Annotated in this window: 17 protein-coding genes and 1 pseudogene; 8 read left to right on the top strand and 10 right to left on the bottom strand. The window is 46.3% G+C overall.

The genetic code is table 11. The features are described from left to right. Positions 1–7: 7 nt before the first annotated feature. Positions 8–706, top strand: a complete 699-nt coding sequence (locus CLV98_RS18925; RefSeq protein WP_109676881.1) for a DUF3575 domain-containing protein — start codon at positions 8–10, stop codon at positions 704–706. Positions 707–758: 52 nt separating this feature from the next. On the opposite strand, the gene msrB is transcribed toward CLV98_RS18925, so the two are convergent. From msrB to CLV98_RS18970, 9 genes are all read right to left on the bottom strand, one after another. Continuing rightward, positions 759–1,283 (bottom strand): peptide-methionine (R)-S-oxide reductase MsrB, encoded by a 525-nt coding sequence (gene msrB / locus CLV98_RS18930; protein WP_109676883.1) that lies wholly within the window; start codon positions 1,281–1,283, stop codon positions 759–761. A 115-nt stretch (positions 1,284–1,398) separates the two neighbouring features. After that, positions 1,399–2,130 carry a bacillithiol biosynthesis deacetylase BshB1 gene (gene bshB1, locus CLV98_RS18935; protein ID WP_109676885.1) on the bottom strand — a complete coding sequence of 244 codons (732 nt, stop codon included), beginning with the start codon at positions 2,128–2,130 and terminating at the stop codon, positions 1,399–1,401. A gap of 27 nt (positions 2,131–2,157) precedes the next feature. Then, positions 2,158–3,231, bottom strand: coding sequence for a M23 family metallopeptidase (locus CLV98_RS18940; protein ID WP_109676886.1), 1,074 nt, complete (start codon positions 3,229–3,231; stop codon positions 2,158–2,160). A gap of 73 nt (positions 3,232–3,304) precedes the next feature. Then, complete coding sequence (gene trxB / locus CLV98_RS18945) at positions 3,305–4,264, bottom strand: thioredoxin-disulfide reductase (protein WP_109676888.1); 960 nt, start codon at positions 4,262–4,264, stop codon at positions 3,305–3,307. A gap of 154 nt (positions 4,265–4,418) precedes the next feature. Then, complete coding sequence (locus CLV98_RS18950) at positions 4,419–6,314, bottom strand: OmpA family protein (RefSeq protein ID WP_109676891.1); 1,896 nt, start codon at positions 6,312–6,314, stop codon at positions 4,419–4,421. Beyond that, entirely contained in the window at positions 6,314–6,895 is a 582-nt protein-coding gene (locus tag CLV98_RS18955; protein WP_109676893.1) for a 7-carboxy-7-deazaguanine synthase QueE, read from the bottom strand. Before CLV98_RS18955 ends, CLV98_RS18950 begins: the two co-directional genes overlap by 1 nt. A gap of 122 nt (positions 6,896–7,017) precedes the next feature. Further along, a complete protein-coding gene (locus tag CLV98_RS18960; protein WP_109676895.1) occupies positions 7,018–8,004 on the bottom strand; it encodes an SGNH/GDSL hydrolase family protein in 987 nt (328 codons plus the stop codon). A 9-nt stretch (positions 8,005–8,013) separates the two neighbouring features. Then, positions 8,014–8,646: an acyltransferase gene (locus CLV98_RS18965; protein ID WP_158281290.1), complete on the bottom strand. Its 633-nt coding sequence runs from the start codon at positions 8,644–8,646 to the stop codon at positions 8,014–8,016. A gap of 24 nt (positions 8,647–8,670) precedes the next feature. Next, positions 8,671–9,126: an acyltransferase family protein gene (locus CLV98_RS18970; RefSeq protein ID WP_109676899.1), complete on the bottom strand. Its 456-nt coding sequence runs from the start codon at positions 9,124–9,126 to the stop codon at positions 8,671–8,673. A 175-nt stretch (positions 9,127–9,301) separates the two neighbouring features. On the opposite strand from CLV98_RS18970, the gene mnmE reads away from it, so the two are divergent. The 7 genes from mnmE to CLV98_RS19000 all read left to right on the top strand — a co-directional run bounded on the left by mnmE (position 9,302) and on the right by CLV98_RS19000 (position 15,249). Then, positions 9,302–10,819: a tRNA uridine-5-carboxymethylaminomethyl(34) synthesis GTPase MnmE gene (gene mnmE / locus CLV98_RS18975; protein WP_109676901.1), complete on the top strand. Its 1,518-nt coding sequence runs from the start codon at positions 9,302–9,304 to the stop codon at positions 10,817–10,819. A gap of 209 nt (positions 10,820–11,028) precedes the next feature. Further along, the gene (locus CLV98_RS18980) at positions 11,029–11,415 is read left to right on the top strand and encodes a helix-turn-helix domain-containing protein (RefSeq protein WP_229203460.1); all 387 of its coding nucleotides are present in this window, start codon (positions 11,029–11,031) and stop codon (positions 11,413–11,415) included. Beyond that, a complete protein-coding gene (locus tag CLV98_RS23960) occupies positions 11,412–11,552 on the top strand; it encodes an Arm DNA-binding domain-containing protein (protein ID WP_229203461.1) in 141 nt (46 codons plus the stop codon). Before CLV98_RS18980 ends, CLV98_RS23960 begins: the two co-directional genes overlap by 4 nt. Positions 11,553–11,674: 122 nt before the next feature. After that, positions 11,675–12,505, top strand: a complete 831-nt coding sequence (locus CLV98_RS18985; protein WP_229203462.1) for a tyrosine-type recombinase/integrase — start codon at positions 11,675–11,677, stop codon at positions 12,503–12,505. Positions 12,506–12,515: 10 nt separating this feature from the next. Continuing rightward, positions 12,516–14,246 carry a hypothetical protein gene (locus CLV98_RS18990; RefSeq protein ID WP_109676905.1) on the top strand — a complete coding sequence of 577 codons (1,731 nt, stop codon included), beginning with the start codon at positions 12,516–12,518 and terminating at the stop codon, positions 14,244–14,246. A gap of 128 nt (positions 14,247–14,374) precedes the next feature. Then, positions 14,375–14,551 carry a hypothetical protein gene (locus CLV98_RS23485; RefSeq protein ID WP_158281291.1) on the top strand — a complete coding sequence of 59 codons (177 nt, stop codon included), beginning with the start codon at positions 14,375–14,377 and terminating at the stop codon, positions 14,549–14,551. Positions 14,552–14,634: 83 nt separating this feature from the next. After that, a complete protein-coding gene (locus CLV98_RS19000; protein WP_109676909.1) occupies positions 14,635–15,249 on the top strand; it encodes a hypothetical protein in 615 nt (204 codons plus the stop codon). Positions 15,250–15,404: 155 nt separating this feature from the next. On the opposite strand, the pseudogene CLV98_RS23790 reads toward CLV98_RS19000, so the two are convergent. Beyond that, positions 15,405–15,647: pseudogene (locus tag CLV98_RS23790) on the bottom strand (hypothetical protein); the annotation flags it as partial.

Genomic DNA, 15,647 nt, shown 5'->3' on the forward strand with positions numbered 1-15,647 from the left:
TTACGTGATGAACCTACTAAAAAATGTTTTCAGCCTATTGTTAATCGCCCAGCTAGCGGTAGGTCAGGACTATGCTACCCTAGCCCAAAGGCGGGCCATTATAAAGGTGGCGCCGCTTTCACTTTTCGATTATGATAATACCTTACAACTAGGAATAGAAGTACCCTTATCTAAAACCACTAACCGGATGTCCTTTCAGCAGGAGGTAGGGTATGGTCACGGTCGGTTTAATATTTGGTCTCAAGGCGACGATTTCCTGTCCAATAAGCAAACCTGGAAGTTCCGTAGTCAACTTCGATTTTACCTCATCTCCAAACCAATAGCTCGGATGTATTTGGCAGGAGAATATATGTTCAAAAATGTTAGGAAGTGGGAACTGAGGGAGGTGTCGCCCTGTACTTATGGGAACTGTTACCCTGTGGTGCAGCAGAATGTGCATTTTCAGAAGAACGTGACGGCCTTGCATGTAAAACTGGGGTGGCAGTTCTATTTTAAAAACCGAACGACCCTGGACCTTACCACGGGCTTTGGGCTTCGTTCACCGAAGTATCGGGTCCTCACACCGGGTGTGACGGTCGATCCCCGCTATGCCTTTGGCGACTGGTGGTGGACCTCGGGTGGCTCTGAGGGTGAAGTCACGGTAGACCCTAGCCTGGCCTTTGGCGTTCAGATAGGGATACTGCTCGGGAAACTCCCGTCACCTTGACCGGAGCCGGTCAGAATAAAAAAGGGCCGCTATTACAGCGACCCTTGAATGACTAACTACCCGATTTGGCAGTTTGTTGTTTGTTGTATTTCTTTTCGGCCGTTTGGGCTTTGGCAAAATCGAGCACCACGCCGTTGATGCAATACCGTAGGCCAGTGGGAGGTGGGCCGTCCTTAAACACATGCCCCAAATGGGAGTCGCAGCGGCCACAAACTACCTCTGTTCGTACCATTCCATGACTTTTATCGGTATGGTATACAATGGACTTTTTGCTTAAAGGCTCATAGAAACTAGGCCATCCGCATCCGCTATCGAACTTGGTGTCGCTTTTGAATAGGGCATTGCCACATACTGCGCAATAATAAGTGCCCACTTCCTTGGAGTGCTCAAAGGCGCTGGACCCTGGTCTTTCGGTACCTTTAAGTCGGGCTACTTCATACACTTCAGGGGAGAGAATTTTACTCCACTCCGCATTCGTTTTTTTATAAGATTCTGTTTTGTTGACGACCTGGCCATAGCCTAGCTGGACTATCAATGTTCCTAGCACGAGCAGACCCGTTTTTATCATTCCCTTCATAGCATATCAAGTTGATGTTATAATCTATACGGATAAACGGGCTAAAAGGTTTTGAGGTTCCTAAAAAAAAGTGAAGTCGTTGCCTGTGCTTTCGCAATTTGCAACGACTTCACTTCTATTGAAACAGGCTGATGTCCTGAAGGCCTAGCATCCTCGCGGAGGTAAAGCCTTCTCCGTATGGCACGCCGATGGCATGGCCCATTTCTTTGGCGCGGGCAATGATAAACTCTAGAAATTCCGGAGAGGAAATATAACTTTGAGGCTCATTGCTGCTGGCGTCGTAGTTGGGGTCGAAAAATTGGCTTTTAAAGGCACGGATTGCCGCTAGCTTTTGGTCATGAACCGCCGTAATATCGATGACGAAGTCGGGCTTAATGTGTCGGTCCTGGATGGCATGAAACACATTGCGAGGGCGCCAGGCCGATTGGGGCAGGCCGTTCTCATCGAAAGTCTCGACCATCCGCAGTCCCGAATAAAATGCGCTATCGGCCACTATTCGCCCTCCACGGCCGTGGTCGGGGTGGCGGTCGTCGATGGCATTGGTAATAATGATATCGGGCTGGTATTTACGGATGTAGGGGATAATTTTTTTCTGTTGCTCCTCGGTATTGGCAAAGAAGCCATCGCGTAGGCCTACGTTTTTCCGTACCGAAACATTGAGAATTTTAGCCGCTTGGCGCCCTTCTTCCAGGCGTCCTTCGGGCGTGCCTCTGGTTCCCAGTTCTCCTCTGGTAAGGTCTACGATCCCTACTTTTTTGCCCAAGGCCAGTTGGTTCAAGAGGGTGCCCGCGCAGCATAGTTCCACGTCGTCGGGGTGAGCCATAATGGCCAATATGTCTAATTTCATAGTCGTTTACAAATGTGGGTAGGGAAGTTATTTAACCCTCAATTTTTGTCCGATTCTCAACGTAGACCGGGTAGAAATACGGTTTTTCCTGGCCAAAGCCGATGCCGTAGTGCCATATTTGCTAGCAATAGACGACAGGGTGTCTCCAGACCGTACCCGGTAAAGGATAGAACGGTTGTAAGCGGCGGGAGCATCACCCGATTCAAACTCGCTTTTGCTGGATTTCCCCCTGAGGTGGTTCCATACTTCGGGTGTCAACGTAAAATGGTCGGAACGAATCTGACGGTTAGGCCAGTCGAAGAGATTCCGGGGGTCGAAGGGATTGCCTTCATAGCGGTTTTCATAATGCAGGTGGGAGCCGGTACTTCTACCCGTGCTACCACCCAGCCCGATTACCTCCCCAGCCTTTACGGTCTGTCCCGACTCCACCAGTTGGCGGGAGAGGTGACCGTACAGGGTTTCTAGTCCGTTATAATGCCGGACTAAAATAAACCTTCCGTATCCACTTCCATCATACGCCACGATGCGCACCATGCCGTCGTAGGTAGAGCGCACGGAGTCGCCTGTGTCAAGGTCCAGGTCGGTGCCATTATGCCAGCGTCCCCATCGGTAGCCAAATTGTGAGGTAGTAGGGGTCCTCTCCATGGGAGTACTCCACAGCTGATTAATGGATTCATTATAGAGGGTTAGCTCTACAGGCTCATCGAAATCCAAGGGGCTCAGGCCATAAGGGTTGATGACCCTTGGATCCCAAATGGCATAGTATTCTGCCGCCTTCACCCAGTCGTCGGCTACGAGTAGGGAGTCCACCATCTCTACCACCTCGGGTTCTCCTTCGTCCAAGGTAACGGTATCTTCACTTACCACTGGGTTTAGAGGCTTGATGGGTTCAAACTGATTCTGAAAACGTAAGCCAGAGGTTACTGTTTTGTATTCATCTTCTACCTGCGGTACCGCTTTGGTAGTAGGTCCTTCCTGCTGGTTGCTACCAGTTTGGTTTATTTTAGGGTTGTTCTTAAACTTGCCTCTTTCCTGGGCCTGTAGGTTCCAGCATAGTAAGCTCGATAAGGTCAATACCCCTACGAAAATCGTTTTTTTCATAAAATAGGGAAACCTATCCCCGTTTGTTCGTGAAAAGGGATAGGTTTAAGTTTTTTATCGTGAGTAACCCGGTTTAAGCGGTTTGAATAATTTCATGTTCTACTTCAAGAGCTGCCAAAAAGCGCTCGGCATCCAAAGCAGCCATACATCCTGACCCGGCGGCAGTGACGGCCTGGCGGTAGATATTATCCTGGGCATCTCCGCAGGCAAACACTCCTTTGACGTTCGTAAGGGAGGTTCCTTTTACGGTCTGGATATACCCGGTGGCATCCATATCGAGGTATCCACTAAAAATGTCGGTGTTGGGCTTATGGCCTATGGCTACGAAGAATCCTGTAGCTTCTAGGACAGTTTCTTCACCCGAAACGTTATTACGTACTTTTACACCTTCTACGGCCTCCTCGCCAAGGACTTCCACCGTTTCGGTGTTCCATAATATTTCTATATTAGGCAAGGTTTCCACGCGTTTTTGCATGATCTTAGAGGCACGCATTTCGTCGCGGCGCACTAGCAAATATACCTTGCGGCAAAGCTTGGCGAGGTAGCTGGCTTCTTCGGCGGCGGTGTCGCCCGCTCCTACAATCACCACATCTTGGTTACGGAAGAAAAAACCATCGCAAACGGCACAGGCAGAAACTCCTTTGCCATTGAGGCGTTGTTCGGACTCCAGGCCGAGCCATTTGGCGGAGGCACCCGTGGAGACGATCACCGTTTTGGCTTCAATTTCTTTTTGACCATCTACCACCACCTTATGCGGAAAGCCAGTAAAGTCGACTGAGGTTACCATGCCGTAGCGTACATCGGTTCCGAAACGCTTGGCCTGTGCCTCGAAATTTTGCATCATTTCGGGACCGGTAATTCCGTCGGGATAGCCGGGGTAATTGTCAACTTCTGTAGTAATGGTCAATTGTCCTCCAGGTTGGATTCCCTGGTACATTACTGGGTTAAGTCCTGCCCTGGAAGCATAAATAGCGGCCGTATATCCGGCTGGTCCTGATCCGATGATCAAGCAATCAATTTTTTCGATTTCCATGATAATTCAATAGTCTCGTTCTTTGAAATGATATTTTAATTGTGGAAAATTTCTACCATAGTGGTGTTTTATTTATGTTTTTCCGCTGAGTATAGTTCAATGAACGTCAGTTGCGATGCAAAAGTGCAATTTTTAGCTACTTTATGCAAGTACGTTACAGGATCCTCCATTCTATACGTCTATTTTTTTGTCGATTTTCTTCCGTATCATTTGCTGCAATAGGTTTGCTGCTTCCATAACCTTTGGTAAAAAGCCTTTGAGGCGCTATTCCCGATTGTTTTAGGTATTCTACAACTGCCTTGGCCCTTTCCAGCGACAGGGCCTTATTGGTGGCATCGTTACCCGTGTTGTCGGTATGGCCCGAAATCTCTATTTGTAACTTAGGGTTGTCGGTCAGGAATTGGGTGAGTCTTCGCAATTCTATTCTGGAACGCTGTCCGAGTTCTACCGACCCTGAGTTGAAGAATATATTATTGAGGACCTCTTTTTTGTCTTTTTCAACGGGCTCCAGTGGAATCTCTAGATTGATAACCGACACCGAGTCCTGTACGGTGAAGGTGAGGCTTTTAAATAGGAAACCAGGCTTTTCGATGTGCATGGCATATTCACTGTCGCGGTTGAGAACGGCCAAAAACTGGCCGTTTTGTGTGTCAGAGTGGTATTCCCCTACTTTCGTTTGACGACTCAGGTCGAATAGCGTGATATCCGCAGCGATAGGACCCTGGGTGCTCTTGTTGAGTAGCTTTCCCTTTACGTAACGGGTAGGGGTTATTTTATTTCGCAAATTGGCGGGAAGGGCGAAGGTATAGAGTTTGGATTTCCCGGGGTCGGCTACGTCGTCGGTATAATAGGCCTGGAGGCCGTCGGAGCTCAGGAAGAAGCCCACCTGGTCGCCGATGGTGTTGATGGGGTAGCCCAAGTTCAGCGGCTGGGACCAGAGGGAGTCTGTAAGTGTGGACTGGTACAAGTCGAAGCCCCCCATCCCGGGATAGCCGTCGGAAGAGAAAAATAGAGAGCGCCCGTTGGCATGGATAAAAGGGGCAACATCATCCATAATGGTATTGATGCTAGAGCCGGCGTTTCGAGGTGCTGTCCACGATCCTGACTCGTCCCTGGCGGTGTACCAGATATCTTTTTTGCCTTGCCCTTCTTTACGGTCCGAGGAGAAGTACAGGGTACGGCCGTCGGCCGATAGGGAGGGCTGCGACTCCCAAGAGCGGCTATTAATAATATCGCCGAGGTTGACGGGCGTCGACCAGGCGGCTCCTTTCTTATGACTGATATACAAGTCGCAGCTGCCATAGCCGTCGGGGCGGTTGCAGGCTGTAAACACGAGAGTCCGGCCATCGGCCGAAATACTGCAGGTGCCCTCATTCTGTGCGGAATTGATGGCCTCCGAAATGGGTTGAGGGAGTTGCCAGCGCCCGTTGATGCGGTTGGAGAGGTATATGTTTTCGTCCCTTTCTCGGGTTTGACCCGTAAAGAGCAGGGTTTCACTGTCGCCCGTGAGTACGGGGAAATATTGCGTTTCCAGAAAGTTGACTGTATCACCAAGGGATACTTTGTCAATGGCTAGTGGATGGGCCAAGGCCTGCCTGGCAAAGGTGCAGGATTGAATATATAAGTCGGTTACGAGCAATAAGTTGGACTTCTCTGGAAGTAAAATTTTCGATTTTTCGAAGAAGTATTGTGCCGAGTCGTAAGCCTCCTTTTGAAACTTATTTCGTCCCAGCCAATGAAGCGCAGGCCCCGACTGCGGGTTGTCGGGTTGCAACCTGACCATGGCCCTATAATAACGCTCTGTTTGCACCCCATTTCGTTGCAGCTCGGCTATCTGCGCCAGGCGTAGATGGCTGTCGTAATGCGTGGGCTCCTGCTCGAGCACCTTTTCGAATAGTTCGCGCGCCAGAGGAAGCTGTCGGGCCTGCAGGGCCTTTTGTGCCTTTTGGTAGTGGTCTCTAGCCCGCTTATTGCCCGGGAGTTCCTGGGCAGAACCCCCGCTCATGCTTGCTAAAAAAAAGATGGCCAAACAGAATACGAGTCGAATCATCAGGGTATATTCATGTACTTATGCGTTTGTAACGACATTTTCCATTTCGGATTGTCTTTGATATAGTCAATTATAAGCGGAAGCATCATTTCTTGTCGGCTCCACTCCGGTTGTAGTAAAAGACTGCAATGAGCGCCTACTTTGGCGGCATGTTCCTCGGCAAAGGCAAAGTCGCTCTTGTTATAAATAATGGCTTTTAGCTCATGGGCCGCTGGGTAAATATCGGGATGTGGCTCTTTGAATTTCTTGGGCGAAAAACAGATCCAGTCCCAATGGCCCGTTAGGGGGTATACCCCCGAAGTCTCTATATTGGTTTGGAATCCTGCTTGCTGTAGCTTTTCAGTGAGGGCGTCGAGGTTGTACATCAGGGGTTCTCCTCCCGTAACCACCGCCAGGCGGCCAGGATATTGCTTTGCCCCGCTTACGATGGTTTCTAAGCTGGTGTAGGGGTGCTTGTCGGCCTCCCACGATTCTTTGACGTCACACCAGTGGCAACCCACATCACAGCCACCCAAACGAATAAAATAGGCCGCTTTGCCGCTGTGTTGTCCTTCGCCCTGTAGGGTATAAAAAGCCTCCATGACGGGTAAAGACGTTCGTGTTTCGATTTCTGCTAATTCCAATGACTTAGTTCTTAATGTTAAAGATGTGGTAATGATATAGGCACTAACAAGATTCGGCGATCGAAAGTTTACCAGTATGCTTAGAGTTGCCCAATAATGATGTCGGCGATGGCCCTCATGCCCTTGTCGCCGGGGTGGTCGGCTACGGCTTGGTTCTTAAACAACCCCCTGGCCGTATAGAGTGTATCGTTCATCAATGGTTCGAGCTCGGCTACCTTATATACCCTGAGTCCCGCAATATTACGGATTCGGTAGGTCGCCTCCATGGTAGAGCGCCAGAACGTGGTGGAACAAACGACCTTGGTCTCGGACTGGGAGATCACCTTCAGGATATATTGGTCATATTTGTCCTGGAATTGATTGAGGTAGCTCATATTGGTATTTTCTCCAATGCGCATAATGAGTAAATCGGGCTTCCAGGCGGCGATGTCATCGAGCTTGGTAAAGTCGTAATTGTTATAGGATCGTTCGAAGCCTATATCGTAGCTCACGCGGATTTCTACCTTTGGGTTCAATAGCTTCAGGCGTTTGGTAAGCAGAGAGAGGTAATCCATTTCTTTGGCCGATGCCGCCATACCCCAGTCCCCGTACCAGCCCAGCTCCGGGGCTACTCCATGCCCCGTAATGCTATTGCCCACCACAAACACCCGTTCGTAGAAGGTATGGACCCTTACCTTGCTAACAGGGGAAACGATATCTTTGCACTTCAGCCTGCCCCAGACTTCCATCGTGTCTTTGACGATAAAACAGTTGGATTCCGTCCAATTTTTCCCCTGATCTATACTCAGTTCAAACTTTGTTTCGGTGGGTAAGGAATCGGCTAAAAGGGAAATTTTGGTGGCATACACCTGGCCACTTAAGGTGTCTGAAAACTGGGGTTTCGGTAAGGATTTGACCGGAATATTGACAAAAGTGACCGAATCGATCTGACTCTGGCAGAAACAAGTGTCTTGACCGTCGCCGCCAGGCTTGATAATGGGTTCGAAGTCGGGTGGGGCCGATCGGCACCCTAGCAGGACTAAGCACAAGAGTAAAACGTAAACAGCTGCTTCAATAGCGACTTTCATAAGAGATATTTAGTGCAAGGGTGTTCTTATCGATTTGCTTGCAGGTAAGAACATACTCAGAGACAGTTTCTTGTTTTTTAGTTTTAAACTGGGTTTTTCTATAAAAGTCCACGACAACCAGGCCAGAGGTAACAACAAAGCCAAAGCCAGGCCAAACATGCTCATTACCGATAGTCCCTTTGCCAAAAAGAATGTTATCAATACCTGCTGTACTGGGAAGGCATAAATATACAAGCCGTAGGAAAGGTCTCCTAATTTATCAAAACTTTTCCAAATACTGGGCTGCATGCCTAGGTAAATAATGAGATAGGGAAGAAAAATGTACCGTACCCACCCGATGGCCATCAGGGGGACCCAACCCAGCCCAGAGGACAACCCATAGCTTATCATAAAGGCGCCGAATAATAGCAAGGCAATGGAGCCCTTTAGAGGCAGGTGTTTACGGAAAAAGTAAAGTAAAGACCCCACCAAAAAATAAAGGCCGAAATTAAGTATATCGAAAGTATTCAAATGTATGAAACGTAGAGGGGAAGGATTGTTGAGGAGGTACTCGTGCCATAGTAAATAACTTCCCCATGCGGCTAAAAATATAGCCAGAACGGCATAGGCGATATACTTCCTAAATAGCGCCATTAGAATCATAATCAGTATATAACAGGTTACTTCTTAGGCAAGGGTCCATAAAGAGCCATTGACTAAGGAAAGCGGTAGCTCCTTGAAAACACCAGGTAGCTGATCGGGATAGGCAGGGAATAACTTGATGATGCGGATATAGGCGTAGGTGTCTGGATTATGGAAATAGCCAGAGGTCGACAAGGTAGTAACCAGGGGGCCTATTAGCAGGATTGTAAACAAGGCGAGCACAATCAGGCCTGGCATGATGCGCAGGAATCGTTTCCAACTGTATTGGACCAGGGTACTGGAACCTAGAAGCGACTGGGCGATGAGGTATCCACTAATAGAAAAAAAGATGCAGACGCCCATATGGGCCGTAGGGAAGAGGCCTCCACTCCAAAGTTGAATATGATCTAGGTTTCCCAGTCCCATAAGTGGATAGGTATGTCCATAAATCACTAAGACGGCGGCTATGAATCGGATCAGGTGAAAGTTGTTATGGTGCATAGTATGATTAATTTTTCTGAGAATATTGACTCTTAAACAGATAGTTATTGCTAATATATGGTAAATGTATTACGGGTTATATACCGTTAAATAAATTGGTGAAATAGGTTGACGGATCCGCGCTATGGCCCTGTCTCTTTTAGATTTTTTATTTAATCTGTCGCATCTTTGCAAAATGAAAGAAGGACAGATACAACAACAAGATATGATATGTGCCCTGGCAACGGCGTCAGGGGTAGGAGCTATAGCCGTGATCAGGCTCTCTGGAAAAGGGTCTATTGCCTTGGTTAACAGTGTTTTTAAAGGGGCGGACCTCGAGCAAGCCGCTTCGCATACCGTTCATTTTGGGACCCTGCGCAACGGGGATAGCCTGATCGATGAGGTGCTGGTGAGCGTCTTTAGGACTCCCCGGTCTTTTACCAAGGAGGATGCCATCGAAATAGGCTGCCATGGTTCCGATTATATCGTCAGGCAGATTTTGAAATTACTGATTCAACAGGGCGCACGGATCGCCCGGCCGGGGGAGTTTACCCAGCGGGCCTTTTTGAATGGGCAGTTTGACTTGGTGCAGGCCGAGGCCGTAGCCGACCTGATCGCCGCCGACTCAGAAGCCAGCCATAAGACGGCCCTCAACCAGCTTCGGGGTGGGTTCTCTAAGAAACTCGGAGGGCTCCGTACCGAACTGATCCATTTTGCCTCTATGATAGAGCTGGAGCTCGACTTTGGAGAGGAAGACGTAGAATTTGCCGAACGCGACGACCTCCGTCGGCTGATCAACTCCCTCCTAGGGACTATAAACCCCTTGATCGACTCCTTCGACTTTGGCAATGCCATCAAGGAAGGCTTTCCGGTGGCCATCATAGGCTCGCCCAACGTTGGCAAGTCGACCCTGCTCAATGCCCTGCTCAATGAGGAGAAAGCCATCGTGACCAGCATTGCCGGTACCACCCGCGACGTCATCGAAGATACCATGGTATTGGGAGGGCTAAAGTTCCGATTTATAGATACGGCCGGCATACGCGACACCACCGACGAGGTGGAGACCATCGGCATCGGTCGGTCCAAACAGGCCATGGAAAAGGCGGATATCGTTATTTTCTTATACGACAGTCCCGAAACCTATCAGGACCTTCAGCCCCTTTCTGACGCCTTGGAACCGGGTAAAAAGAGGATTTGGGTTAAGAATAAGGTGGATAACCTCACCGTGCGACAGACCGCCTCTGAGCCCCGAGAAAATCACCTCACCCCCCAGCCCCCTCTCCTGACAGGAGAGGGGGAGGTTGATCCAACTACCTTTACGGAAGGCAATCAGCAGGAGGAGTCCCCCTATCCTCCAAGGACAGGGGGTAGGGGTGAGGTGATACGCGGTGAAGTAATGCATGGTGCGGTTCAGCTAAGCATCTCTGCCAAAACGCAACTTGGACTTGAAAACCTCAAATTTACGCTGATCGGGATGGTAAAAAGCCAGGCTGCCAGCGATACCGTTGTGAGCAACTCCCGTCACTACGAACACCTTCTCAAGACCAAAGCGGCACTAGAGGAGGTCATTATGGGTCTGGACACGGGCATCACCGGCGACTTCCTCGCTCAAGACATACGCCTGTCGCTACACCACTTAGGGGAGATCACCGGCACCATCGTCACCGACGACCTGCTCGATAATATCTTTTCGAAGTTTTGTATTGGAAAGTAATTACACTTACTTTGATACTCTAACTCATTCTTATTCTATAACTTAGGCTGTTTTTGCTTCCTTTTCTTGTTGTTATTCTTCCCTTTTTTTTCTTATATTTGTTGCTAATAAGTTGCTATCAGAAACAAGCTTGTTGGTAGCAACAGATTTTTAGGGCAACGGTGAGATGATGTTACATAGAGTTACAAACTGATACATCCAGTTACTCTTTGATACAGAATCAAGCCCAAAAAGGAAGCACAATGAGCAGCAATATTCGAGTACCTAAAATCTGTCAGCACTGCGGGACCGAGTTTATCGCTAAAACTACGGTCACACAATTCTGTGGTGATGGCTGTGCTAAACGAGCCTACAAAAAGCGCAACAGGGATGCCAAGGTTCAGGAGATTGCCCCGGTAGTAATCCAAAAGCACAACTTCAATCAGCAACAAGTTGCTGAGAAGGATTTTCTAAGTATCGAAGAAACCTGCAAGCTTTTAGGTGCAAGCCGTATGACCCTTTACCGCCAAATCAAGAAAGGCACTATCCGAGCGGGAAAAATAGGCAGACGCACCATCATCAAGAGAACCGAAATCGATAAACTGTTTCAGGCATGAAAGTAACACTCAGACAAAGAAATCAGGGTGGTAAAACGAGCTTGTATCTCGATTACTACCACAAAGGGAAAAGGAAAACCGAGTACCTCAACCTCTACCTGGAGCCCAATCCTAAAACCAAAGAGAAAAGGACGTAAACAAGAAAACTCAACAGCTTGCTGAAACTATCCGTGCCCAAAGGCAGATAAAAATTCAAAACGGAACCTTCGGTTTCCGTGACAATGAAAAGCTAAAAGGCAGCTTTACTTCTTACCTGCAATTGCTTGCCAGCAAGCGGCAAGATAGTGCCGGCAATTATGGAAATTGGGACAGCATGATCAAGCACCTGAAGGCTTTTATTCCGCAGGATATTTCCTTTGAGTTTGTGAACTGCCAGTTTGTGCAGGACTTCAAAGAATACCTGGACAAGAAAGCCATTGCACATGGCAGCCAACGACTATCACAAAACTCCAAATACTCCTACTTTAACAAGCTGAGAGCAGCTTTAAAGCAAGCAGTGAAAGACGGTATCATTCCGCACAATCCTGCGGAAGGTGTTGAAGCTTTCAAACAAGGAGAGCCGGAAAGAGAGTTTCTTACTTTGGATGAATTGCAAGCTTGCGTAAAAGCAGAATGCGATATTCCACAACTCAAAACGGCATTCATATTTTCATGCCTTACCGGATTACGGTGGTCAGATATTCAAAAGCTGTTATGGTCCGAAGTGCAGCACTCCAATGAAATGGCCTACTACATTCAATTCAGACAGAAGAAAACCAAAGGAGCAGAAACACTCCCTATCTCCGAGCAAGCAATTAATCTATTGGGGGAACGCCGGGACAAAGACGCAAGAGTATTTGTAGGATTGAAGTATTCTGCCTGGCACAACCTGAAATTGCAGCAATGGGTAAGGCGTGCCGGTGTAACTAAAACCATCACCTTCCATTGTGCCCGTCATACCTATGCAACATTGCAGCTTACTATGGGTACAGATATTTACACCGTATCAAAACTATTAGGCCACAGGGAGCTTAAAACTACTCAGGTATATGCCAAAATAATTGATGACAAGAAGAAGGAAGCTGCGACAAAAATCAAGTTGGATTTTTAATACCTATTTTATGAGTGAAGTCAAAGAAAATGAAAAATCAAAGGATGGTTTGCCCAAATTCGATTGGGCCAAATTCCAGAGAGACAGATTTACATATGATTGGCAATTCTATTCTGAGAAGCACCAACACTATTTTGAATATAGTGAAGACATGCTGTACCAAGATGGCGCTATTTTACATGGGGAAGAAAAGATTGATTGTGTTGAAGTAGAATTATATAAATCACCAGAAAAGCCCCCGTATGACTTTTATATTCACTACAGCAATTGGCAACTTGGATTAAGGGTAGATTTTTTTAAAGAAGTATTTGATGAACGGGCTTTTGTTGAAGGATATCAACCCCAACACAAATACGTTAGGCTGGTAATTCCACAAAAAATCCATCATGAGATTCTCAACGTAATTAACGATTTTGAACTTCTTCGCATTCGGGATCTGCTTTTGGAAGTAATAGCAACAGCACAGGACACCTATATCCGAGAAGTGGCTTTCTGGGAAAAACCGGAAAATCAAAAGTTGATAACTACTGCGGAAAAAGAAACCAAAAAAGCGATTCAAGTCATTGAGCAGTCTGGCGTTGACATGAAGTCTTGGCGGCAGTTCGAAGGCAAAATCAGGCCGCATTTAGACCATATCAATTTTGTATTCAATACTGGTACCATCAAGTTGGAGCATGAATGGTTAGCCAGAGAGTTTATCGAAAATATGAAACGTGCTTATGAAGACATGCATTATAAGGATTGGAAGAAAGACCTTGCACGTTATCCCAACCGATTTGAAGAGAACGCACACAAATCAAAATTCAAATACCGTTTAGCCAAGTCGTACTATAACCTATTTTCAAATGCTAAATTTTTTGAAGTTACCAAAAAGACCCCCTACCCAAATCGGCTAATGCTTTGCATTGCCAAACTCATTGAATTTTCTCTTATTCCTGTAGGTGATTGGAATGAAACAGATGATGTCAAAATAAGGCACATTCGAAATTGGTTGAAAAGGAATGACCTTGAGCCAAAACTCACTTTTGCTGATGTTCCTGCGGATATTGAAAAGCTCGGGCAGTACTTTGAACTCAACTTCCTTGAAATGGCAAATGCCACTAAACGAGCTGATGCTATTTCAACAGCTTTTTTCGTTTGCCAGCGCTTTGACATTCCTGATTTATTACCAGACCTCATCCACGTTGCTACTTGTATTATAGAGACTAATTGGCTTGTTGGACACCAGATGACTTCAAATAGTAGGATGAATGAACCCCATATTCCTGAAATAGAAGCATTTCGCAAGCTCATGAATGGAATCAAGGATAAAAGTAAGGTCACGTCCTTGAAATTTAAGTTAGAAGGTGATGAAACAGAACATGAAATTTCTTCACGCTTACCACTATTTCTGATTGAGAAAGCACTGAAGGAATACTATGAAGGTTACCGTGTGGAGTTTGATTGTGATATAGTTCCAACTACTTACAAGAAAAATAAAGACGGCAGTATCAGGATTGATAAAGAGCCACGAATCAATCTACCACACGAAAGACACTTGGTCCGTTTGGTGCATTCGCTTTATAACTTTCTGAAGGACCATTCGGGTATTGAAGAAGGTGAAATACTGCCAGGGCAACAATACTATGAAATTATTGGCTTGCTCTTCAAAGAAACCTGGGTATTCTATCAGAAATATTTGGATGATAGAGCTGTGGTTGAACAGGTTAAAGAGTGGCATAATCTTTCGCCAGAAACTTAACTCATTCTATTTGCAAGTGACTGGCTATCAACAGGAACAAAGATGTGGTAAAATGACCCATTCATGTTCCTTTTGACCTCCTGTTGATGAGTCAAATTTGCCTAAAGAAATTCAAAACAATAGGAATTATGAAGGCAAACAGTAGCTTAGAATGCAGGATTATTGAACTTGAAAACAAAGTCAATGCCCTGACCAAAGAAAAAAAAGGCAAGATGATCGAAGCGAAATCAGTTCTTTCATTTATGCTCATTTTAGAAAAATTATGGAAACTGATTAGGCAATTATTTTCGGATTTAGAACTATGAGTACACTTTTCTAAACATACAACCGGATTCTGTTCCTCGACCTCCGCCCGTGGTTGTTGTCGGGTTTTTCAGAATTGAAGTTCATGCAAGATTTGCAAGACCTTAAAAAGGCATTCTATCAGGTGCAACCGCTGTATGAAGTATTGTTCCCCAAAGCACTAACCAACAAACGGAAATACTTCCTATCGCTGATAGATGCGGAAGCCATTGAGTACCTCAATTACGTCCATAGGCAAGTGAATGAAAGCATCAATGCAAACGCCAAGAAATACCATGTTCACATGGCATTAACCCGGCCTCTAAATGAAAAGCTACGTGAAACAGCACAGGCAAATCAGGAGCAGGAATATTCACCAGATCAATACGACCCCAAGTTTGGAGTTCTACCAACCAATACCTCCACAGCGGATGGTGCTTACATTCTTTTCTATTTGAAACATCAGCTTGTAAGACTGTATTTGGAAATCCAGGACTCATACCCCGAGCAGCTAAAGGAAGAACCACTCACTGAAGATGATATTTACCTTACTTACTTCAATCACATTGCACCCAACCCATCGCACATTTCAGAAGCAGTTCAAATCAAAATTGCAAGCCCATCAAATCCAAGAATCACTCCCCAATCCATAAAGTCCTTAAAGCACTTACTGGTGACTACAAGGATGCTCCAAAAGGCATTCTTACTTATAATACCATAGTCAAAAGCCCTTCACTGTTTGCCAGCTTCGAAGAATCCCTTTTCCAAAATGGGTACATAGATGAAGAATACAAGTTTGTTGATAAGCATGGAATGAAAAACGAGTTGGCAGCCATTTACCATCAACTGATAAAGAAAGGCTACCCGTTGTGCGGTTTAAATGAACAAGGCAGTTTTCAACAAATTAATGGGCCTATTATTTTTAAAATTTAGGAATTGAAGTACTGCTACGGCATTAACTTTGGCAACCACTCTTAACAGTAGCCCATCTAAAGATTTAGAATAATTTCCACTAGTGTCCGGTAAAAAAATAAAGCGAGTGATTATTTTTGATAACCACCCGCCCCAGTCTAATTTTGAGTTGCAAGACAAAAAATTAAAGACATGGGCAAAAGTACA

Source organism: Dyadobacter jejuensis, from assembly GCF_003149085.1.
Taxonomy (GTDB): domain Bacteria; phylum Bacteroidota; class Bacteroidia; order Cytophagales; family Spirosomataceae; genus Dyadobacter; species Dyadobacter jejuensis.